The organism is Bradyrhizobium canariense (genome assembly GCF_900105125.1).
GTDB lineage: Bacteria > Pseudomonadota > Alphaproteobacteria > Rhizobiales > Xanthobacteraceae > Bradyrhizobium > Bradyrhizobium canariense_A.
Genome location: NZ_LT629750.1, coordinates 6,472,920 through 6,492,040 on the forward strand (window position 1 = coordinate 6,472,920; position 19,121 = coordinate 6,492,040).

The following is a 19,121-nucleotide window of genomic DNA, read 5'->3' on the forward strand; positions in this document are numbered from 1 at the left end:
GTCACGATATGGACGTCGTCAGCCTGTCCGCAACGTTCTGGAGGCGAGCCCTCGCCACAGATCGCCGGTTCGTCCGGCTGGCCTGCTGATGGAAGGTTTTTCCGGTGGATCGCACCCGATGGCAGCTGCAAAAATGCGCTTCAGCCGCTCGTCGTCAATCCTCGCAAGGTATTGACGCAAGCACACCAGGCCGGCCTCGTTCGGATCCAAAATTGATGCGCAAAGGTCTGCGCTGGTCTTTCGAAAGAATCTGAAGCCGGGATTTGCGCTGTCGTCCAGGCTCAATTTGTCGATTTCGCCCGCGATCGCGAATACCGCCAGCCTGTCGGCATTGTCCAGCGTCACGACGAACCGCAGAAGGGCAAGCTGCCAGGCGCGCAATGTCTTGATGTGCCGTTCCGTTCCAGATGCCCCCAAACCCATAATAGCGTTTCGACAGCCCCTCAGCCTTATCTCTGGCCGGCCTTGGCTTGGCCCCCATCAGCGATCGCGGTTGCGACCTTTGTTTTGGCTGAATCAACCAATTCGGCCGAGGTCAGGCGTGGGCTCGTGAGGCGAGCCAGGTAGATCTCGGTTTTCAGTGCGATGATTCCCACCAGGGCCGTCATGATCAGCAGCATTGTGATGGCGGATCTGATAACTCCTCGCTTCGCGGTTGCGCGCGCTGCTTCGGTCCGCGTTTTACCGGGATCAGTTTCCAGCGCGCGACGGACCCGATGGTCCGATCGGGCATCATGATGGATGAGGAGAGTCATGGCCGCTTTCCGAGGCGAACGAGGGTTCGCGTAACAGCGGTCAACCGGCGCAGCCCCCGCGTGAGAAAACGCTGGGTGATCTCTATGTAGGAAACAAGCGGATTACCGCCATTCTCGATATCAAGCTCAAAGCGAGTTTGCGGAAAGATGGTGGCGCATCCGGCCGGCCAGATGTTTCTCGCAAAACGAATCGCAGCCTCCTTGGACCAGAACACACCACCAAACCTTCCGTCCACATCGCGCGCGATCCAAAAACCATTTCGGTTGCGGCCGATGAAGAATACCGGAATCGCCTCGCTGAGGACCTCCGGACCGGGCCGCTGAAACGGCGCCGCTGCGGGATGTTGAAATTTTGGAAGCAGGTCGGACGCGAGCGGCTCAGATGACAACCTCGATCCGGCTGCCGCTTGAGAGACTTCTTTGCTGTAGGTCATCGCGTTCATGGACATGCTGGTCCCAAAGGCGCGCCGACGCATGGTCGGCGCCTGCATCCCTATTAAGTCCTGACCGCATGTAAATTCGAGACGGCTCGGCCGCGCGCCGTATAGGGACGGCATAAAGAACGCATTTGGCTTCATGGCGCGCGCCGGGGCTGCGTGGCGCGCCTATGGCGTTCTTATGACGAGGCGAAACGGGTCCTCTCGAATTCCTATGTCCTCCGGCGCATCTTCCGGCCGGGGCAGGGCGCGACCAAACAGGAAGCGACGAGTCTGATTCAGCGAAGCTTGATCGGAACTCTGGTTGCCATGGAGACAGAAGATGACCTTGGTCTTTACCCGAAATCGGTTACCCGATCCGACGCTCGATCGTCGCTCACATCGCTTGAAGTTGCGTCCGGGCAACTACCGCTTTGGAAGAATCTCGGCAAAGCCTGCCCGCGCCTATGCCAGTCGCGTTATGAGCGGTGTAAAGGCGTTCTTCGGCGCTGTGCTCAAGGTCATCGCTGCCGCCAAGCTTCGTCGTATTGAACGAGAGTTCAGGGTTCGTGGTCCTCACCATGACTGGCTCCGGATTGACGACGACCATTTTACGCGGATCGACCACTGAAAGCCGGATCAGCGCGGTTGCGCGAGAGTGGCTTTCTGCAAGCTATCTCGCGTTGCTTCGTCGGTGTGCCGGCGGACGGGCGCTCGACTTGTCGATCTGATTTTCGCCCAGGGCAGCCGCAATCGGCAGCGTAATCGCCTGTTTGGCGTCATCGTCCAGCTCGACGAGCGGCAGTCTCACCGCCGGCCCCATGAAGCCCAGCATGCTCATGCCGTACTTCAGCGCGGCGACCGATGAATCCGCGGAGAGCAGCGCGCCGAATGCCGCAAGGCGACCCGAAAGGTCTCGCGAAACCCGCACATTGCCAGTCATGCAGCTATCGTAGCTGCGGCGGCATAGATCGGGAAACAGATTGGCCACCATCGAGATGCAGCCGTCGCCGCCGCAGGCGAGATATGCCGCTGCGTTCACGTCGTTCCCGCAAAGCAATCGAAATTCGGCCGGCAGCATCGACCTCAAACGAAACAGACGGGCCACGTTTCCGGTCGCGTCGTTCAACCCGAGGAATTGCGACGATTCCGAAAGCCGCAGGATGGTCTCATCCGACATCTCGCGCATCGTGCGGGAAGGATTGTCGTGCAGAATAATGGGAAGACTGGTCGAAGCGGCAATGTTCTGGAAATGGGCCAGGATGCCCGCCTGCATCGGCTTGTTATAGTACGGCACGACCGACAATACCGCGTAGGCGCCTTCGGCTTCGGCCCTGGCGGTCAGTTCGATCGCCTGGCTCGTTGAGTTGGAACCGGCGCCGGCGATCACAGCTATTCTGCCGCGCGCTACTTTAACGGCGGTGCCGATGATTGCCCCGTGTTCGTCCTCGCTGAGTGTCGAGGCCTCGCCCATGGTTTCGTTGACGACGATCGCGGTCGCGCCCGATCCGATCTGGTGTTCGCAAAGCATCTCGAACGCGGGCCAGTCGATCCCGTCGTGGTCATCAAATGGCGTAGGAAGGTCGGCGATGAAGCCGCCGAGCCAGTGCGATGGATAAATTCTGGCCATGATCACGCCACGTTTTGAATGACACCGAAGTCCTGGCCGAATTCGTGACGGTGCGCCGCCAGCACGAAGCTTTCCCGGCAACGGGCGCCGGCTTCTATTCTGAATCCAAGCTGCTGCAATTTCACCCGAACCCTGGCGACAAGTCCGCTTTCGCGCGACTCGATCGATATGGCGATATTGGCGGCTGAGTTGAGAAATCTCGAGATCTGAACAACCGCGGCCTCAATGGCCTGATAGGAGTTACATCCGCCGATCAGCCCCGCCGCGTGTTGCCCACAGGGCGTGCGGCAGGCCGATGCGAGGACACCAAAGTCAAATCCTCGTCGCTTGAGAGCCAGATAAAGCTCGATGCTTTCGTTTCCGGCGACGACGATCCGATGCGATTTGGCAAGGTGTGCGAGATCGATCATCGTATCGACAATCTCGTCTCGTGGTGAAGAGAGCGGCTGTCGCGACATAGGAGTGTTCCCTTTGTTCGAGGTGAACGCGGGCGCCTAGGCGGCGCGGCTTCGAAGGGAGGTTTCGTCAATTCCGGTCGCTTCGGGGAGAAACGACGCCTTGCGGTGCATGTCGAGTTCGACAATGTTGTTCGTCAGCACGATCGTTTCCGGATGATGACCGTTCTCGAACAATGCGTATTTCATGGCCTGCGCGCGGTTGACGAATAATCCGCCGAACAGTCCGTTCTGTTCCTGGGCGACCCAATTGCCCCTGCTGTTCCGTCCAATAATGACAATGTTAGATGTGCACGATGGAGGCTCTTCAATCGTCTTCACAGTCATCTCCTGATGGTTGGCGGCGATGCCGTCGAAGCAATCGCACTGCCGTTTTTTTGTGATTGAGATATCGAGGAGATCGCATATGAATTCGAGAGCGGGGCAACTTCTATTTCATAAGAGAGATGTAGTGGTCGTGGCGCGTTGAACATTGATGAGAAGTTTAGGATTGGTTGTGAGAATGGGCCTTCACGAAGGAGCCACCTGACTGACCGTGACCGTCAACGCACAAAGCAAGCCGTAGACCGCGGCTTCGTCCCAGTTCGTCAGCGTGCCTGCGAACGGTCGTTCCCTGCGCATGATGGCGGTGACGATGCAAACAACGACGGACAGCAGCAATAGTGCCGCCAGGCTCCGCGCGAAGCCAAGCTTGCCGAATGCCGAAAACAGGCAAAGCACCAGCATTCGCAGACTGAACCGCATGATGACGTGAAGCGTTTTGCCGTTCAGTGTCACTGGAAACGAGCGAGGCATTTGGTTCCCCGGGGAGATTGCCGTCAGGCGAAGTTGTCGACGCAAAGCGGCTCGTAGGCCGCGCTTCGGTCGCGCGGTACGGCGGGGACGCTCGGCCTGCTCGATGGCGCGCTGACGCGTTGAGCCTCGACGAACGCGCTCAAAATCGCCAATGCCAGGTCTGCGTGATGGCTTTCGATCGATTGATCGAGCCATTCGGGAAGCTCGCGCTCGCGCGACAGCGCGCAATGCCACTCACCCTCGTCATAGGCGAGGCGGCGAACCTGCCACAGCGGCAGTTCCAGATCGATCAAGGCAAGTGCCGCGTCGATCCAGGCTCCCGACTCGATCAGTCGTTCGATCCGCGCGGTCTTGCCGGTCTGTCCGACAGATGGAAAGCGTCGGCAGGTTTCGCCAATAACCTTCGACAGGAGTTCTGCCGTCGCGGTGTCGGCGTCGCGAAGCCGATCGCCGATCGCGCCAGGATGTTCCGAAAGTAGCAGCATCGTATCATCTCACGTAAGCCACGGCCGCGAGTTACGACCGTGCTGGGCAAGATGGCCAAAGCCGCATTTGAAAACGAGATGAAGCGGGGTCCCAAGATATAGGGATTCCATAAGTGGGCGTAGCGCGGGCTTCTACCGCGGCCAGACGCCCATTATTTCGTGTACATTTGCTGTACCTGCCGGGACGAGATGCCGCATCTCCATCTTGGATGCGTGGGCGGTAGGCTTGCTCAATTTCGTTGGGCTCGCATCGGCGGCAACCCGTCGGCTCAGCCCCACGACCGGTAGTACCAGCGGCAGAAGTCCCGCGCCCGCCGGAACGACGCGGGAACCTTTATAAGATTCCTATAACGTTTGCATTGGCTCCGTCTCGAAAACCTATGCGTCGGGTGGCACGTCAGCACCCAACAATGGGCGAAAAGACCATCCTCGGGTCTTTCCGCTTATACCGCACAGGAGCATCCCATGTTGGACATCTTCATGCTGGCCTTAGGCCTCGGCTTCTTCGTAGCGGCGATTGGTTACACCTACGCCTGCGAACGACTCTGAATTTGTCACGCGTTTTCTTCCCGCGAACCGGTACCCACTTCGCTCGAAAACGCTTTGAAGGAGAACAACGATGATCTTCGATTATTCACTCGCCGGTCTCGTGTCCCTGGGCCTGCTGTTTTACCTGACCTACGCCCTGTTACGGCCCGAGCGGTTCTGACCGCCTTCGCACCGATCCCGCGCAAATCCTAAAGGCACATCCCGATGACTGTCATTGGCTGGATTCAAATTCTTCTGTTCTGTGCGATCATTGTCGCGCTGGTCAAGCCGCTCGGCTGGTACATGACGCGCGTCTTCAGTGGCGAGCGCACGTTTCTTTCGCCGGTGCTGCGGCCCGTCGAGGCCGGAATTTACTGGATCGGAGGCGTCGATGAGAAACGCGAACAGCATTGGCTGACCTACACGGTCGCCATGCTGCTGTTTCATGTCGGTGGTTTTCTCATTCTCTATGCGGTGCTGCGCCTGCAGGCGATATTGCCGTTCAATCCGGCTGGACAATCCGCGGTCGCGGAGGATCTTTCCTTCAATACGGCGATCAGCTTCATCACCAACACCAACTGGCAGAACTACGGCGGCGAAAGCACGATGTCGTATCTGGTGCAGATGCTGGGGCTGACGCATCAGAATTTTCTGTCGGCGGCAACCGGCATCGCGCTGGCGGTGGCGTTGATCCGCGGCTTTTCCCGCTCTTCGATGCGTACCATCGGCAACTTCTGGGTCGATGTGACGCGCTGCACGCTGTATGTGTTGCTGCCGATCTGTATCGTTTATGCGCTGTTCCTGGTCTCGCAGGGCATGCCGCAGACGCTCGGCGCCTATGTTGATGCCACCACTCTGGAGGGCGCCAAGCAGACCATCGCGGTTGGACCGGTGGCCTCGCAGGTCGCGATCAAGATGCTCGGTACCAATGGCGGTGGTTTCTTCAACGCCAACGCCGCGCATCCGTTCGAGAATCCGACCGCGCTGTCGAATTTCGTGCAGATGATCTCGATCTTCGCGCTCGGTGCGGCGCTGACCAACGTGTTCGGCCGCATGGTCGGCAATCAGCGCCAGGGCTGGGCGATCCTCGCCGTGATGGGCGTGCTGTTCATCGCCGGCGTTACCGTCACCTATTGGGCGGAAGCCAATGGCACGTCCATGCTGAGCTCGCTCGGCTTGACCGGCGGCAACATGGAAGGCAAGGAAGTCCGCTTCGGTATCGTCGCGTCCTCGCTGTTTGCGGTGATTACGACCGCCGCGTCCTGCGGTGCCGTCAACGCGATGCATGACAGCTTCACGGCGCTCGGCGGCATGATTCCGCTGATCAACATGCAGCTCGGCGAGATCATCGTCGGTGGTGTCGGCGCTGGTCTCTATGGCATGCTGCTGTTCGTCGTGCTGGCGATTTTCGTCGCCGGCCTGATGGTTGGCCGCACGCCGGAATATGTCGGCAAGAAGATCGAGGCGCGTGAAGTCAAGATGGCGATGCTCGCCATTCTGGTGCTGCCGTTGATGTATCTGGGCTGGACCTCGGTTGCTGTCGTGTTGCCGTCGGCGGTCGCCTCGATGGCGAACTCCGGCCCGCACGGTTTCACCGAAGTGCTCTATGCCTTCACGTCGGCGACCGGCAATAACGGATCGGCCTTCGCGGGCCTCTCCGGCAATACCTTCTTCTACAATTTGACGCTGGCATGCTCGATGTTCGTCGGCCGCTTCTTCATGATCGTGCCGGCGATGGCGCTGGCCGGCTCGCTCGCGGGCAAGAAGTCGATCCCGCCGTCGGCCGGCACGCTGCCGACAACGGGCGGTCTGTTCGTTGGTCTGGTCGTCGGCGTGATCCTCATCATCGGCGGCCTGACCTTCTTCCCGGCGCTGGCGCTGGGGCCGATCGTCGAGCATCTCGCGATGAACGCCAACACCCTGTTTTGATCGATCACGTCAGGAGTCACCTCCATGGAAGCCATGAAATTACAGAAGCGCGTGCCGGTCTCGGCGATGCTCGATCCGAAAATCGTCCTGCCCGCACTCGGCTCAGCCTTTGTCAAACTCGACCCGCGGCTGATGATCAAGAACCCCGTGATGTTTGTAGTCGAGGCCGTCGCGGCGCTGACGACAGTGATCTTTCTGCGTCAGATCGTGACGGGCGGGGAAAGTCTCGGCTTTACGTTCCAGATCATCCTGTGGCTGTGGTTCACGGTGCTGTTCGCTAACTTCGCCGAGGCTGTCGCCGAAGGCCGCGGCAAGGCGCAGGCTGAATCTCTCAGGAAGACCCGGACCGAGAGCCAGGCCAAGTTGCTCACGGGATCGGACAAGACCTACCGCCTGGTGCCCGGCACCAGCCTCAAGGTCGGCGATATCGTTCTGGTCGAAGCCGGCGACAATATTCCGTCCGACGGCGAAGTGATCGAAGGCGTTGCCTCCGTCAATGAAGCCGCGATCACGGGCGAATCCGCGCCGGTGATCCGGGAATCCGGTGGCGACCGCTCGGCGGTGACCGGCGGCACGCAAGTGTTATCCGACTGGATTCGCGTCCGCATCACCGCGGCCCAGGGGTCGACCTTCATCGACCGCATGATCAAGCTGGTAGAAGGCGCCGAGCGGCAGAAGACGCCGAACGAGATCGCGCTCAATATCCTGCTCGCGGGGCTGACCATCATCTTCGTTTTCGCCACGGTCACCATTCCGAGCTATGCGACCTATGCCGGTGGCTCGATTTCCGTGGTCGTTCTGGTCGCGCTGTTCGTGACGCTGATTCCCACCACCATCGGCGCGCTGTTGTCGGCGATCGGTATCGCCGGCATGGACCGCCTGGTGCGTTTCAACGTGCTGGCGATGTCGGGCCGCGCGGTCGAGGCCGCCGGCGACGTCGATACCCTGCTGCTCGACAAGACCGGCACCATCACCCTCGGCAACCGCCAGGCGACGGCATTCCGTCCGGTACAGGGCGTGACCGAACAGGAACTGGCGGACGCAGCGCAGCTTGCCTCGCTGGCTGACGAGACCCCCGAGGGACGCTCGATCGTCGTGCTCGCGAAGGAGAAATACGGCATTCGCAGCCGTGACATGGCGGAGCTTGCGGCAACCTTCATTCCGTTCACGGCGCAAACCCGTATGAGCGGCGTCGATGCCGGTGCTTCGTCGGTGCGAAAGGGTGCGGTCGACGCGATCCTGAATTATGTCGGCGGCGGTGACACGCGCGCGGTGGCGTCCGGAAACACCGTCCGTGCGCTGCAGACATCGATCGGCTCCGATGCCGCCCGGGAAGTTCGGGCGATCTCGGACGAGATCTCGAAAGCCGGCGGCACGCCGCTTGCCGTGGCCAAGGACGGCCGTTTGCTGGGCGTCGTCCAGCTCAAGGATATCGTCAAGGGCGGCATCCGCGAGCGGTTCGCCGAGCTGCGCCGCATGGGCATCCGCACCGTGATGATCACCGGCGACAATCCGATGACTGCGGCTGCGATTGCCGCGGAAGCTGGCGTCGACGATTTCCTGGCGCAGGCGACGCCTGAGGACAAGCTGAAGCTGATTCGTGACGAGCAGGCCAAGGGCAAGCTGGTCGCGATGTGCGGCGACGGCACCAACGACGCGCCGGCACTGGCGCAAGCCGACGTCGGCGTTGCCATGAACACCGGCACGCAAGCGGCCCGCGAGGCCGGCAACATGGTCGATCTCGACTCCAACCCGACCAAGCTGATCGAAGTGGTCGAGATCGGCAAGCAGCTGTTGATGACGCGTGGCGCGCTGACCACGTTCTCGATCGCCAATGACGTCGCGAAGTATTTTGCGATCATCCCCGCGATGTTCCTGGCGTTTTATCCGCAGCTCAGCGTGCTCAATGTCATGCATCTGGCAAGCCCGCAAAGTGCGATCCTGTCGGCGATCATCTTCAACGCGCTGATCATCATTGCGTTGATTCCGCTTGCACTGAAGGGCGTGGCCTATCGCGCCATCGGCGCCGGTGCGCTGCTGCGCCGTAACCTGATGATCTATGGCGTCGGCGGCATCATCATTCCGTTTATCGGTATCAAGGCGATCGACCTCATCGTCACCGCCTTGAATCTGGCTTGAACCGTCATGCGAGCGATAGCGAAGCAATCGAGAGCTGCTTCCAGTGACTGCTGGATCGCTTCCTCGCTTCGCGCCTCGCAAGGACAATAGGAGACGATCATGTTGAAAGAAATTCGCCCCGCCATCATCATCCTTGTCGTGCTGACGCTGATTACGGGCCTCGCCTATCCGCTCGCGATGACCGCGATCGCCGGTGTGATCTTCCCGAAGCAGGCTGAGGGCAGCCTGATCGAGAAGGACGGCAAGGTGGTCGGCTCCGCCTTGATCGGGCAGGAGTTCAAGAGCGACAAATATTTCCATGGCCGGCCTTCCGCGACCACAGCGCCGGATCCGGCCGATTCGACCAAGACGGTGGCTGCACCCTATAACGCGGCCAATTCGGGTGGTTCTAACCTCGGCCCGACCAGCAAAGCCCTGAGCGACCGGCTCAAGGAGGACGTCGACAGACTGAAGGCCGAGAATCCTTCCCAGCCCGTTCCCACCGATCTCGTCACCACCTCCGGCAGCGGTCTCGACCCTGATATTTCGCCGGCGGCTGCGCTATTCCAGGTGCCGCGCGTGGCGAAGGCGCGGAATATGCCGGAAGATCGGCTCCGCGGGTTGGTTGAGGAGAAGACGCAAAGCCGCCTCGCCGGGCTGCTCGGTGAACCGCGTGTCAACGTATTGGCGCTTAATCTGGCGCTCGACGCCGCTGCATCGAAGTAACGCAAGCTGGGCTCGGCCCAGCTAGGCCCGGAGCGGCATGAGGATTATAATGCCTTATGGCAAATCAGCGCCGCGATCCCGATAAAAGACCTTCGCCGGAAGCCCTGCTGGAGACCGCGCGACGGGAGAACGATCAGTCCGGCCGGCTCAAGATTTTCGTCGGCGCCGCTCCCGGCGTCGGCAAGACCTACGAAATGCTGCAGAGCGCGCATGCCAAGCTGAAAGCCGGCGTCGACGTGGTCGTTGGCGTGGTGGAGACGCACGGACGGGCCGAGACCGAGGCGCTGTTGCAAGGCCTCGAAGTCATTCCGCGCAAACGCTTCCATTACAAGGACCAGTTCCTTGAGGAAATGGATATCGACGCGCTGATTGCGCGTCGTCCGCAGCTTGCGCTGGTCGACGAACTCGCCCACACCAATGCGCCGGGCAGCCGCCATCCCAAGCGCTATCTCGACGTCGAGGAGCTGCTGTCTCACGGAATCGACGTCTACACCGCGGTCAATATCCAGCACATCGAGAGCCTTAACGATGTGGTCGCCCAGATCACGCATGTGCGGGTGCGGGAGACCGTACCTGACTCGGTGTTCGACCGGGCGGATGCGATCGAGCTGATCGATCTCACGCCGGACGACCTGATCACGCGGCTGAAGGAAGGCAAGGTCTACGTTCCCAAGCAGGCCGAGCGCGCGCTCGACCATTATTTCTCGCCGGGGAATCTGACTGCGCTGCGCGAGCTGGCGTTGCGCCGGACCGCCGAGCGTGTCGACGAACAGCTGCTGACACATATGCAGGCCAATGCGATCGCCGGTCCCTGGGCCGCGGGCGAACGCATCCTGGTCTGTCTTAGCGAGGATCCGCGCGCGGGAGGGCTCGTACGCTACACCAAGCGGCTCGCGGACCGCCTGCATGCGCCGTGGACGGCCGTCAGCATCGAGACGAGGCGCAGCCTGCAATTGACCGATGCGCAGCGCGATCAGCTGGCCGACACGATGCGTCTGGCGGAGGCGCTGGGCGGAGAGGCGGTTACCATTCCCGGTGTCGGTCGCCGCATTGCCGATGATTTGATCGGCTTCGCGCACGCCAACAACGTGACCCAGATCATCATCGGCAAGGCGACGCGTTCGCGGTGGTTCGAAATCATCCGCGGTTCGGTGGTGCATGATCTGGTGCGTCGCGCGGGCAATATCAGCGTCAACGTGATCGCAGGCGATGAGCTGCCTGCCAAGACGGCAGCTAAAACGGCGGTTCAGACGGCGGAGCGGCCCGAACCGTTCGATCCGCGCCCCTACCTGATGGCGCTCGCGATCGTGGCTGTCGGCCTTGGCGCCGCGAAACTGATCCAGCCGGTATTTGGTATCGAAAACGTCGATCTGGTGTTTCTGACGGCCGTGGTGAGCGTCGCGGTTCGCTTCGGCCTGTTGCCGTCGCTGCTGGCAAGCGTCGCAGGCTCGCTGTGCTATAATTTCTTCTTCTTGCCGCCGATCTACACCTTCACCATTACCGACCCGACCAACGTCGCGGCGTTCTTCTTCTTCATGCTGATCGCGATCCTGGTTTCCAACGTGGCGGCGCGCGTCCGCACCCAGGCGCTCACGGCGACCAGCCGGATTCGCACCACGGAATCGCTTTACGCCTTCAGCCGCAAGCTTGCGGGCACCGCGACGCTCGATGACGTGCTGTGGGCGACCGCCTATCAGATCGCGCTGATGCTCAAGGTGAGGGTGGTGCTGTTGCTGCCGGAGGATCATGTTCTGACCGTCAAGGCGGGCTATCCGCCCGAGGACCAGCTGGACAAGGCGGATCTGGCCGCCGCGAACTGGGCCTGGGGCAACGATCGCACCGCCGGCCGCGGCTCGGATACGCTGCCCGGCGCCAAGCGCCTGTTCCTTCCGATGCGAACCGGCCGCGGGCCGATCGGCGTCATCGGCATCGATGACGACAGGACGGGGCCGCTATTGACGCCGGACCAGCGTCGCCTGCTCGATGCTCTGGTTGACCAGGGCGCGCTCGCGATCGAACGGGTGCTGCTGGTGGAGGATATGGATCGCGTCAAGCGAACCGTCGAGTCGGATCGCTTGCGTTCGGCGCTGCTGACCTCGATTTCGCATGATCTCAAGACGCCGCTGGCCTCCGTCCTCGGCGCCGCCAGCACGATGCGGGATCTCGCAAGCGGCCTGACCGAGCCGGAAAAGCGTGACCTGTTGGCGACTGTCATCGACGAGTCCGAGCGCCTCAACCGTTTCATCGCCAATCTGCTCGACATGACCAAGCTGGAATCCGGCGCGATCGTGCCGAATACGACCCGGCAGGATGTCGGCGAGATCGTCGGCAGCGTATTGCGCCGCGCCAGCAAGATATTGGCGCATCACAAGGTTCTGCTTGAGCTCGCGGCCGACATGCCGATGCTGGAGCTCGATGCCGTGCTGTTCGAACAGGTGTTGTTCAATCTGTTGGACAACGCGGCGAAATATTCACCCGCCGACACCACGATATCGATCAGGAGCCTGCGTGATAAAGAGTCGGTGTTGCTGCAAATCATCGACGAAGGTGACGGTATTCCGCCGACGGAGCTCGAAAGCGTGTTCGATAAGTTTTACCGCGCCCAAAAAGGCGATCACGTCCGTCCCGGCACCGGCCTTGGGCTGGCGATCTCCCGCGGCTTCGTCGAGGCGATGCGCGGGACGATCATGGCGACCAATCGCACCGATCGAAGCGGCGCTGTGCTGACCATCCGATTGCCGATCCCGGCTAAAACCGCCGCGCTGGATACCGCCGCATGAACGCATCCCCCATCAAGGTCCTTGTCATCGATGACGAGCCGCCGATCCGCAAGCTGTTGCGAATGGGATTGAGCACGCAAGGCTATGAGATCCTGGAAGCCTCCAACGGCAAGGTCGCGCTCGAATTGCTGGCCGAAAATCCGGCGTTGATCATTCTCGATCTGGGCCTGCCGGACATCCAGGGCCATGAGTTGCTGCGCATGATCCGCGGGCGCAATGACGCTGTGCCGATTGTGGTGCTGTCGAGCCGCGGCGATGAGGCCGGAAAAGTCCAGGCGCTCGATCTCGGCGCCGACGATTATCTCACCAAACCCTTCGGGATGGACGAACTGCTCGCGCGCCTGCGCGCCGCGTTGCGGCATCAATTGCAGGTTCACGGCGAACGGCCGGTGTTTCGGTCAGGCGATCTGTCCGTCGACCTGGTGCGCCGTATCGTCAAGGTCGGCGACAAGGACATCAAGCTGTCGCCCAAGGAATACGAATTGTTGCGTGTGCTGGTCCAGCACGCCGGCAAGGTGTTGACCCATCGGTTTCTTTTGAACGAGCTGTGGGACGAATTGACCGACGCGCAATATTTGCGGGTCTATGTACGTCAACTCCGGCAGAAGATCGAAGCCGATCCGGAGCGCCCGCAATTCGTGCTGACCGAAACCGGCATCGGCTATCGGCTACGCGCAGCGGATTAAGGGCAAGATCCCGGTAGACACGGGAGCAAGGTTGCAGATTCGGAACCTTTGCCGGTTGCGATGATTATTTTCGCGCCACCAGGAGAAAAATCATGGCACGAAAATATTCGAAGAAGGCGTCCGCCAAAGTCGGACGCGCGATGAAGAAGCGCAAGGCGGGCACCTTGAAGAGCGGCCGATCGGGCCGGACCGTCAAGAGCCGCAAACAGGCCATCGCGATCGGCCTTTCCGAAGCAAGGGCAGCGGGAGCAAAGGTGCCGAAGAAGGCTTCGAAGAAGCGAAAGACAGCGAAGAAGCGTAAGGCAAGGTGATAGGGAAATTCTTTATCGTCATTGCGAGGAGCAGAGCGACGAAGCAATCCAGTTCTTAATGTTTGGCTCTGGATTGCTTCGCGGAGCCTGTCGTCGGGCGCGCATTCGCAACCCGTTGGCTTGCAATGATGATAAGGATTCTGGCCCTATCCCGCACTGCGACGTCGTGCCGCCGGCCGGTGCGGTCTCTTGGCCGGCCGGCGTTGCGCTACCCGCCGGACGGCAGAATGCGCCGTGCGCTTGGCCGACGCCTTGCCCTTTAGGCTTTGCGTGAGTGCATCCATCAGGCTGACGACGTTGTCCGGCTTTTCCTCGCGCTCCGCAACCTTGACCGGCTTGCCGGCGGCCTTGCGTTTCACCAGCGCTTTCAGCGCATCTTCGTATTCGTCCCTGAATTTCGACGGGTCAAAATGCGCGGCCTTGGTGTCGAGGATATGGCCGGCAAGTTCGATCATGTCTTTCGATATCTTCGGGTTCTTGATGCTGTCGAAATATTCGTCTTCGTCGCGCAGCTCGTAGGGATATCGCAACGTGGTGCCGAGCAGGCCCTTGCCGAGCGGCTCGATCGCAATGACGTGCTCGCGGTTGGTAAGAACGATGCGTGCCAACGCGACGCGATCCTGATCCTTCATGGCATCCCGAATGACCGCGAAGGCATCCACGCCGGCCTTGCCGTCGGGAGCGATGTAATAGGGGTGGTTGAGATAACGCTTGTCGATCTCTTCCTTGGGCACGAAACTGTCGATATCGATGGTATGGTTGCTTTCGATCTGGACCGCCTCCAGCTCATCCTTGTCGATCTCGACATACTCGCCCTTTTTCAGCTCATAGCCGCGGCCCTTCTGGTCGTTTTCGACGACCTCGCCAGTTTCGGCATCGACCATCTGCTGCTTCAGCCGGTTGCCGGTTTCCTTGTTGATCATGTGGAAGCGGGTTTTCTCGACTGACGTCGAGGCCGGATAAAGCAGCACCGGGCAGGACACGAGAGAAAGTTTCAGGGAGCCTTTCCAATAGGCGCGAGCGGCCATTACAATCTCCGGCATGGTGTGAGTGGGGAAATTCTGGAACTTTCAACAGATACTGCGTGTTTTAGTTCGGGATCCTGCCGCCGCGCCGGACGCACCGATACGTCTTTCTGTGGAGTTTGACCGTGCCGCCTGGAAGCCTGTCCACCTATCGAAAGAAACGCGATTTCGAGCAGACCGCCGAGCCGAGCGGCAGGGTCAAGGTCGCGCCTTCGAAACAGCGGCGGTTCGTGATTCAGAAGCACGATGCGACGCGGCTTCATTACGATCTGCGGCTGGAATTCGACGGCGTCTTCAAATCCTGGGCGGTGACACGCGGTCCCTCGCTCGATCCCCATGACAAGCGGCTGGCGGTGGAGGTGGAAGATCATCCGCTGGACTACGGCGATTTCGAAGGCACGATACCTGAAGGGCAATATGGCGGCGGCACCGTGCAGCTCTGGGATCGTGGCTATTGGGAATCCGACGATCCGGAACGGGGATTTAAAAAGGGTGATCTGAAATTCACCCTGCATGGCGACAAGCTTCACGGCAGCTGGGTATTGGTCCGTATGCGTGGCGACCGTTACGGCGGCAAGCGCACCAACTGGCTGTTGATCAAGCACCGCGACGAATTCGCCAAGGAGGGTAAAGCCAACAACATCCTGGATGAGGATCAATCGGTCGCCTCGGGACGATCGATGGATCAGATCGCCGAGGGTAAGGGAAAAGCGCCAAAGCCGTTCATGCTGACCAGGAATGGTCGCGGCAAAGCCGACGCGGTCTGGCATTCGAACCGGGGTGAAGCCGCCGAAGCACGGGCGGACAACAAGAAGGCGGCTTCGAAACCGGCGCGGGCTTCCGCAAAGGCGCCAAAGGCCAAGAAGGTTGCCGCGATGCCGGATTTCGTCGCGCCTGAGCTCTGCACCTCTGTCGATCGTCCGCCCGGCGCGGACGGATGGGGCCATGAGATCAAGTTCGACGGCTACCGGGTACAATTGCGCGTCGAGGATGGCGAAGCCGTCCTCAAGACCCGCAAAGGGCTGGATTGGACCGAAAAATTCGCAGCCATTGCCGAGGAGGCCAGTGCGCTGCCAGATGTGCTGATCGACGGCGAGATCGTCGCGCTCGACCATCAAGGCGCGCCGGATTTTTCCACGCTGCAAGCCGCGCTTTCCGATGGCAAGACCGATCAGCTCATTTTCTTTGCATTCGATCTGCTGTTCGCCGGCGGCGAAGATCTTCGCGCCCTGCCGCTTGGCGAACGCAAGGCACGCTTGAAGCAATTGCTGGAGGCCCGGGCGAAAGCCAAAGTCAGGCAGATCCGCTATGTCGAGCATTTCGAAAGCGGCGGTGATGCCATCCTGCAATCGGCCTGCAAGCTGTCGCTGGAGGGTATTGTTTCCAAGAAGCTCGATGCGCCCTATCGCTCCGGCCGCTCAGAGAACTGGACCAAGGCCAAATGCCGCGCCGGACACGAAGTCGTTCTCGGTGGCTGGAAAACCACCAACGGCAAATTCCGCTCGCTGATGGCGGGCGTGTATCGCGACGATCATCTGGCCTTTGTCGGGATCGTCGGCACCGGCTTCGGGCAGGACAAGATCAGGCGTATCATGCCGGCGCTGAAGGCCGCGGCCTCGGACAAGAGCCCGTTCGGCGGCAAGGATGCCCCGCGCAAGACCCGCGACGTGCACTGGCTGAAGCCTGAGTTGGTCGCCGAGATTGAATTCGCCGGTTTTACTGACGCCGGCAATATACGGCAGGCTGCTTTCAAGGGATTGCGTCAGGACAAGCCGGCCAACGAGGTCGAGGCGGAAAGGCCGTCGATGAGCAAAATCGCCAACCCTTCCGTCAAAGGCGGAAAGACCGTTGCGAAGAGCGCGAGGCCGGCGACCGGCAAGTCCGCCGAAGTCATGGGCGTCGTGATTTCAAAGCCCGACAAGGAGCTGTGGCCGGATGCCGGCGACGGGAAGGGCGTGACCAAGCTCGATCTCGCCAGATATTTCGAGGCCGTAGGCGAATGGATGATCGGCTATCTCAAGGGAAGGCCATGCTCCATCGTTCGCGCACCTGACGGTATCAACGGTGAGACATTCTTTCAGCGTCACGCGATGATGGGCATCTCGAACCTGCTGGAATTGGTGAAAGTATCCGGCGATCGCAAGCCTTATTTGCAAGTCGACCGGGTCGAAGGCCTGGCTGCTGTCGCGCAAATCGGCGGTCTCGAACTGCATCCCTGGAACTGCGCGCCGGATGCGCCTGACGTGCCGGGACGACTGGTGTTCGATCTAGATCCCGCACCGGAAGTTGAATTCGCCGACGTCGTCGAAGCCGCCAAGGACATGCGGCAGCGACTGAGTGACGTTGGCCTGGAAAGTTTCTGCAAAACCACCGGCGGCAAGGGGCTGCACGTGGTGACACCGCTGCTGCATGGCGCAAAAGACCAGGTGACATGGAAGGAGGCCAAGGCGTTCGCGCAAGGCGTTTGCCAGTGGATGGCCGATGAGGATCCCGAGCGTTATCTGCTCAACATGTCGAAAAAACTGCGCAAGGGAAAGATCTTCCTCGATTATCTGCGCAACGATCGGATGTCGACCGCGGTCGCCGTGCTCTCGCCGCGCGCGCGCCAGGGCGCCACCGTCTCGATGCCGCTGACATGGGCGCAGGTGAAAGCCGATCTCGACCCGAAGCGTTATACGGTTCGGTCCGTTCCGGGGCTACTCACCAAGACCAAGGCGTGGGCCGATTACGACGACGCGGCGTCATCAATCAAGGCGGCGATCAAGAAGCTGGCCGCGCGGAAATAGCACGCGGATCGCTTCATCTCGGCAAGCCCGCGAATAATCCGTCCAGTCGGAATGAGTAGCCTATTCCGGCGATATAGCTTGGGGAATTGCGATTGAGTCCGAGCGCGACGTGGAAGTCGACTTGCTGCGTCGGGGTCAGGCGGTACAGCCCGCCCGAATTCAGGAACTGACTCGGGTTCGCGCCCTCAGGATAGTCGCCGACATATTCAACAAACAGGCTGGCTCTTTCGCCGATCTTCTTTTCGATCGCGAAGGTGGTTTCCGTAATACGGTTGGTTGTGAAATCCGAGGGATGGAAGAACTCGGTAAACATGCCGCTGAGACCCCAGCCGTCCTGCAATTCCCACGACCACGGCATTTGCACATAAGGCTGCGCGCCACGCCCCGCGATGGAGGCCGCGCCAGTCGGCAGCGCCGCGCCGAACACAAGGGACAGGTCGATCTTTCCCGGGACCGGACTGACTTGCCATTTGATCGCCGGGGAGACGTCCGCAAATCCCGAACTTCCCGGTCCTCGAACATTGGCAAAATAGGTCGGTAGATCCACCAGCAATTCCAGGCAGGGCGCTACGCCGAGCCGCCATCGGCTGTTGGTGCCATCGATGGTCTGGCCATCGTCACGAGCGGTAAGGTTCACGCCATTCTCGTTCTGGAGACTGCCAACGGGAACGACGAGGCTGGAGTTGGTGACATCCGGCCGGTCGGTTGCGATTTCATCCTTGGCGGTCGGACAGGCGTCCGCCCGTGCGTCGGCCGCGGCCCACAGCAGCAAAAACGCCGAGGGCAGGCATATCTGGAAAATTCGTCCGCTCACGGCATACGCCTAAAAAACTACCCACCAATCACGACCAACACCGGCCGGCCCCTGTTCATCCGGCTTGCTCAAAAGCGGACCATCACGGTGTATGACAACAGCTAATTTTTTCGGAAAAGCCTTGGATACGCAATGGTGTGGAGACCCGGCGCTCGCTGGTCTCCACACCATTCACGATCGAATCAACCAGTGAGAGCTAGATCCTGCCGAGCAGCACGAGGATCAAGAGGATCACGACGATAAGTCCGAGGCCGCCGCCGCCATAATATCCGGTGCCGTAGAACGGTCCGCCGCCGATGCCGCTGAACCCGCCGAGCAGGGCGATGATCAGAATAATTAGAATGATCGTACCAATGGACATGCAGTATCTCCTCCAGCCCGGCAGTCGGCACCCGTTGCTCTGCCTTCAGGCGAAAAAACGAACGGGAACTGCTAAAGTTCCATTTTTTGCATCGCCATATTTAGCTGACGTCTCTTCTTTTCGAACGGCGTGGAATTACATGCAGTTAGATAAGGAAAGGATTTTGAGATGTCTGCACCGCTTGTCGTTTCGATTCCGCATCGGCTTGGCCGCGAAGAGGCGACGCGTCGCCTGCAGGCGGGGCTGACGCGGGCTGCCTCCAGCATTCCCGTGTTGAAGGTCGATGAGGAGCGATGGGAAGACAATCGCATGATCTTTCGTGTCCGCGCGCTGGGGCAAGCGGCGTCGGGCCATCTCGACGTGGCGGATGATCATGTCCGGCTGGAAGTTACGCTGCCCTGGTTGTTGCAGCGATTCGCGGAAGTGGCCCAGGTCGCGATCCGAAATCGTGGCCAATTGCTGCTCACCAAGAGAAGCTGACGCTGCGCGGCCGCCTGGATTCGGGCGGTCTTTTGCGTTTT

At 60.5% G+C, this 19,121-nt stretch carries 20 protein-coding genes and 1 pseudogene; 10 read left to right on the forward strand and 11 right to left on the reverse strand.

Annotated features, from left to right (window positions below):
* Nucleotides 1–18 precede the first annotated feature (18 nt).
* From BLV09_RS30610 to BLV09_RS30615, 3 genes are all read right to left on the reverse strand, one after another.
* On the reverse strand, nucleotides 19–423 hold the full coding sequence (locus BLV09_RS30610) for a hypothetical protein (protein WP_146690048.1): 405 nt from the start codon (nucleotides 421–423) through the stop codon (nucleotides 19–21).
* A 26-nt stretch (nucleotides 424–449) separates the two neighbouring features.
* Nucleotides 450–620, reverse strand: coding sequence for a hypothetical protein (locus tag BLV09_RS37530; protein WP_167558931.1), 171 nt, complete (start codon nucleotides 618–620; stop codon nucleotides 450–452).
* Nucleotides 621–751: 131 nt separating this feature from the next.
* Entirely contained in the window at nucleotides 752–1,204 is a 453-nt protein-coding gene (locus BLV09_RS30615) for a hypothetical protein (RefSeq protein ID WP_167558932.1), read from the reverse strand.
* 310 nt (nucleotides 1,205–1,514) lie between these two features.
* On the opposite strand from BLV09_RS30615, the gene BLV09_RS30620 reads away from it, so the two are divergent.
* Nucleotides 1,515–1,802, forward strand: a complete 288-nt coding sequence (locus BLV09_RS30620; protein WP_146690050.1) for a hypothetical protein — start codon at nucleotides 1,515–1,517, stop codon at nucleotides 1,800–1,802.
* Nucleotides 1,803–1,844: 42 nt separating this feature from the next.
* On the opposite strand, the gene dapA is transcribed toward BLV09_RS30620, so the two are convergent.
* The 5 genes from dapA to BLV09_RS30645 all read right to left on the reverse strand — a co-directional run bounded on the left by dapA (nucleotide 1,845) and on the right by BLV09_RS30645 (nucleotide 4,536).
* On the reverse strand, nucleotides 1,845–2,801 hold the full coding sequence (gene dapA / locus BLV09_RS30625) for a 4-hydroxy-tetrahydrodipicolinate synthase (RefSeq protein ID WP_146690051.1): 957 nt from the start codon (nucleotides 2,799–2,801) through the stop codon (nucleotides 1,845–1,847).
* A gap of 2 nt (nucleotides 2,802–2,803) precedes the next feature.
* Nucleotides 2,804–3,259, reverse strand: a complete 456-nt coding sequence (locus tag BLV09_RS30630) for a hypothetical protein (protein WP_146690052.1) — start codon at nucleotides 3,257–3,259, stop codon at nucleotides 2,804–2,806.
* A gap of 36 nt (nucleotides 3,260–3,295) precedes the next feature.
* Nucleotides 3,296–3,583: a hypothetical protein gene (locus BLV09_RS30635; protein WP_146690053.1), complete on the reverse strand. Its 288-nt coding sequence runs from the start codon at nucleotides 3,581–3,583 to the stop codon at nucleotides 3,296–3,298.
* 183 nt (nucleotides 3,584–3,766) lie between these two features.
* A complete protein-coding gene (locus BLV09_RS30640) occupies nucleotides 3,767–4,051 on the reverse strand; it encodes a hypothetical protein (protein ID WP_146690054.1) in 285 nt (94 codons plus the stop codon).
* Nucleotides 4,052–4,074: 23 nt separating this feature from the next.
* Entirely contained in the window at nucleotides 4,075–4,536 is a 462-nt protein-coding gene (locus BLV09_RS30645) for a hypothetical protein (protein ID WP_146690055.1), read from the reverse strand.
* 619 nt (nucleotides 4,537–5,155) lie between these two features.
* On the opposite strand from BLV09_RS30645, the gene BLV09_RS30655 reads away from it, so the two are divergent.
* The 7 genes and pseudogenes from BLV09_RS30655 to BLV09_RS30685 all read left to right on the forward strand — a co-directional run.
* Entirely contained in the window at nucleotides 5,156–5,245 is a 90-nt protein-coding gene (locus BLV09_RS30655; protein WP_016846764.1) for a K(+)-transporting ATPase subunit F, read from the forward strand.
* A 44-nt stretch (nucleotides 5,246–5,289) separates the two neighbouring features.
* The gene (gene kdpA, locus BLV09_RS30660; protein ID WP_146690057.1) at nucleotides 5,290–6,993 is read left to right on the forward strand and encodes a potassium-transporting ATPase subunit KdpA; all 1,704 of its coding nucleotides are present in this window, start codon (nucleotides 5,290–5,292) and stop codon (nucleotides 6,991–6,993) included.
* A gap of 24 nt (nucleotides 6,994–7,017) precedes the next feature.
* Nucleotides 7,018–9,132 carry a potassium-transporting ATPase subunit KdpB gene (gene kdpB, locus BLV09_RS30665; protein WP_100385974.1) on the forward strand — a complete coding sequence of 705 codons (2,115 nt, stop codon included), beginning with the start codon at nucleotides 7,018–7,020 and terminating at the stop codon, nucleotides 9,130–9,132.
* A 99-nt stretch (nucleotides 9,133–9,231) separates the two neighbouring features.
* Nucleotides 9,232–9,837 carry a K(+)-transporting ATPase subunit C gene (locus BLV09_RS30670; RefSeq protein ID WP_146690058.1) on the forward strand — a complete coding sequence of 202 codons (606 nt, stop codon included), beginning with the start codon at nucleotides 9,232–9,234 and terminating at the stop codon, nucleotides 9,835–9,837.
* A gap of 56 nt (nucleotides 9,838–9,893) precedes the next feature.
* Nucleotides 9,894–12,617 (forward strand): sensor histidine kinase, encoded by a 2,724-nt coding sequence (locus BLV09_RS30675; RefSeq protein ID WP_146690059.1) that lies wholly within the window; start codon nucleotides 9,894–9,896, stop codon nucleotides 12,615–12,617.
* Nucleotides 12,614–13,303: a response regulator gene (locus tag BLV09_RS30680; protein ID WP_100385977.1), complete on the forward strand. Its 690-nt coding sequence runs from the start codon at nucleotides 12,614–12,616 to the stop codon at nucleotides 13,301–13,303. Before BLV09_RS30675 ends, BLV09_RS30680 begins: the two co-directional genes overlap by 4 nt.
* A gap of 92 nt (nucleotides 13,304–13,395) precedes the next feature.
* Nucleotides 13,396–13,611, forward strand: a pseudogene (locus tag BLV09_RS30685) (DUF6496 domain-containing protein); the annotation flags it as partial.
* Between the two features lie 149 nt (nucleotides 13,612–13,760).
* Here the strand turns inward: BLV09_RS30685 and BLV09_RS30690 are convergent.
* Nucleotides 13,761–14,642, reverse strand: a complete 882-nt coding sequence (locus BLV09_RS30690) for a Ku protein (RefSeq protein WP_146690061.1) — start codon at nucleotides 14,640–14,642, stop codon at nucleotides 13,761–13,763.
* A gap of 122 nt (nucleotides 14,643–14,764) precedes the next feature.
* Between BLV09_RS30690 and ligD the strand changes: the two genes are divergently transcribed.
* Nucleotides 14,765–17,425 (forward strand): DNA ligase D, encoded by a 2,661-nt coding sequence (ligD, locus tag BLV09_RS30695; protein ID WP_146690062.1) that lies wholly within the window; start codon nucleotides 14,765–14,767, stop codon nucleotides 17,423–17,425.
* 13 nt (nucleotides 17,426–17,438) lie between these two features.
* On the opposite strand, the gene BLV09_RS30700 is transcribed toward ligD, so the two are convergent.
* Both BLV09_RS30700 and BLV09_RS30705 read right to left on the reverse strand, forming a co-directional pair.
* The gene (locus BLV09_RS30700; RefSeq protein WP_146690063.1) at nucleotides 17,439–18,239 is read right to left on the reverse strand and encodes a transporter; all 801 of its coding nucleotides are present in this window, start codon (nucleotides 18,237–18,239) and stop codon (nucleotides 17,439–17,441) included.
* A gap of 196 nt (nucleotides 18,240–18,435) precedes the next feature.
* Nucleotides 18,436–18,600 carry a DUF3309 family protein gene (locus BLV09_RS30705; RefSeq protein ID WP_100385981.1) on the reverse strand — a complete coding sequence of 55 codons (165 nt, stop codon included), beginning with the start codon at nucleotides 18,598–18,600 and terminating at the stop codon, nucleotides 18,436–18,438.
* Nucleotides 18,601–18,768: 168 nt separating this feature from the next.
* Here BLV09_RS30705 and BLV09_RS30710 point away from each other — a divergent pair, with 168 nt between their 5' ends.
* On the forward strand, nucleotides 18,769–19,080 hold the full coding sequence (locus tag BLV09_RS30710; RefSeq protein WP_146690064.1) for a polyhydroxyalkanoic acid system family protein: 312 nt from the start codon (nucleotides 18,769–18,771) through the stop codon (nucleotides 19,078–19,080).
* Nucleotides 19,081–19,121 lie beyond the last annotated feature (41 nt).

Excerpts from the sequence above, each read along its gene's own strand:
- BLV09_RS30610 (WP_146690048.1), bottom strand. The coding sequence starts at position 423 with ATGGGTTTGGGGGCATCTGGAACGGAACGGCACATCAAGACATTGCGC.
- BLV09_RS37530 (WP_167558931.1), bottom strand. The coding sequence starts at position 620 with ATGCTGCTGATCATGACGGCCCTGGTGGGAATCATCGCACTGAAAACC.
- BLV09_RS30615 (WP_167558932.1), bottom strand. The coding sequence starts at position 1,204 with ATGTCCATGAACGCGATGACCTACAGCAAAGAAGTCTCTCAAGCGGCA.
- BLV09_RS30620 (WP_146690050.1), top strand. The coding sequence starts at position 1,515 with ATGACCTTGGTCTTTACCCGAAATCGGTTACCCGATCCGACGCTCGAT.
- dapA (WP_146690051.1), bottom strand. The coding sequence starts at position 2,801 with ATGGCCAGAATTTATCCATCGCACTGGCTCGGCGGCTTCATCGCCGAC.
- BLV09_RS30630 (WP_146690052.1), bottom strand. The coding sequence starts at position 3,259 with ATGTCGCGACAGCCGCTCTCTTCACCACGAGACGAGATTGTCGATACG.
- BLV09_RS30635 (WP_146690053.1), bottom strand. The coding sequence starts at position 3,583 with ATGACTGTGAAGACGATTGAAGAGCCTCCATCGTGCACATCTAACATT.
- BLV09_RS30640 (WP_146690054.1), bottom strand. The coding sequence starts at position 4,051 with ATGCCTCGCTCGTTTCCAGTGACACTGAACGGCAAAACGCTTCACGTC.
- BLV09_RS30645 (WP_146690055.1), bottom strand. The coding sequence starts at position 4,536 with ATGCTGCTACTTTCGGAACATCCTGGCGCGATCGGCGATCGGCTTCGC.
- BLV09_RS30655 (WP_016846764.1), top strand. The coding sequence starts at position 5,156 with ATGATCTTCGATTATTCACTCGCCGGTCTCGTGTCCCTGGGCCTGCTG.
- kdpA (WP_146690057.1), top strand. The coding sequence starts at position 5,290 with ATGACTGTCATTGGCTGGATTCAAATTCTTCTGTTCTGTGCGATCATT.
- kdpB (WP_100385974.1), top strand. The coding sequence starts at position 7,018 with ATGGAAGCCATGAAATTACAGAAGCGCGTGCCGGTCTCGGCGATGCTC.
- BLV09_RS30670 (WP_146690058.1), top strand. The coding sequence starts at position 9,232 with ATGTTGAAAGAAATTCGCCCCGCCATCATCATCCTTGTCGTGCTGACG.
- BLV09_RS30675 (WP_146690059.1), top strand. The coding sequence starts at position 9,894 with ATGGCAAATCAGCGCCGCGATCCCGATAAAAGACCTTCGCCGGAAGCC.
- BLV09_RS30680 (WP_100385977.1), top strand. The coding sequence starts at position 12,614 with ATGAACGCATCCCCCATCAAGGTCCTTGTCATCGATGACGAGCCGCCG.
- BLV09_RS30690 (WP_146690061.1), bottom strand. The coding sequence starts at position 14,642 with ATGGCCGCTCGCGCCTATTGGAAAGGCTCCCTGAAACTTTCTCTCGTG.
- BLV09_RS30705 (WP_100385981.1), bottom strand. The coding sequence starts at position 18,600 with ATGTCCATTGGTACGATCATTCTAATTATTCTGATCATCGCCCTGCTC.
- BLV09_RS30710 (WP_146690064.1), top strand. The coding sequence starts at position 18,769 with ATGTCTGCACCGCTTGTCGTTTCGATTCCGCATCGGCTTGGCCGCGAA.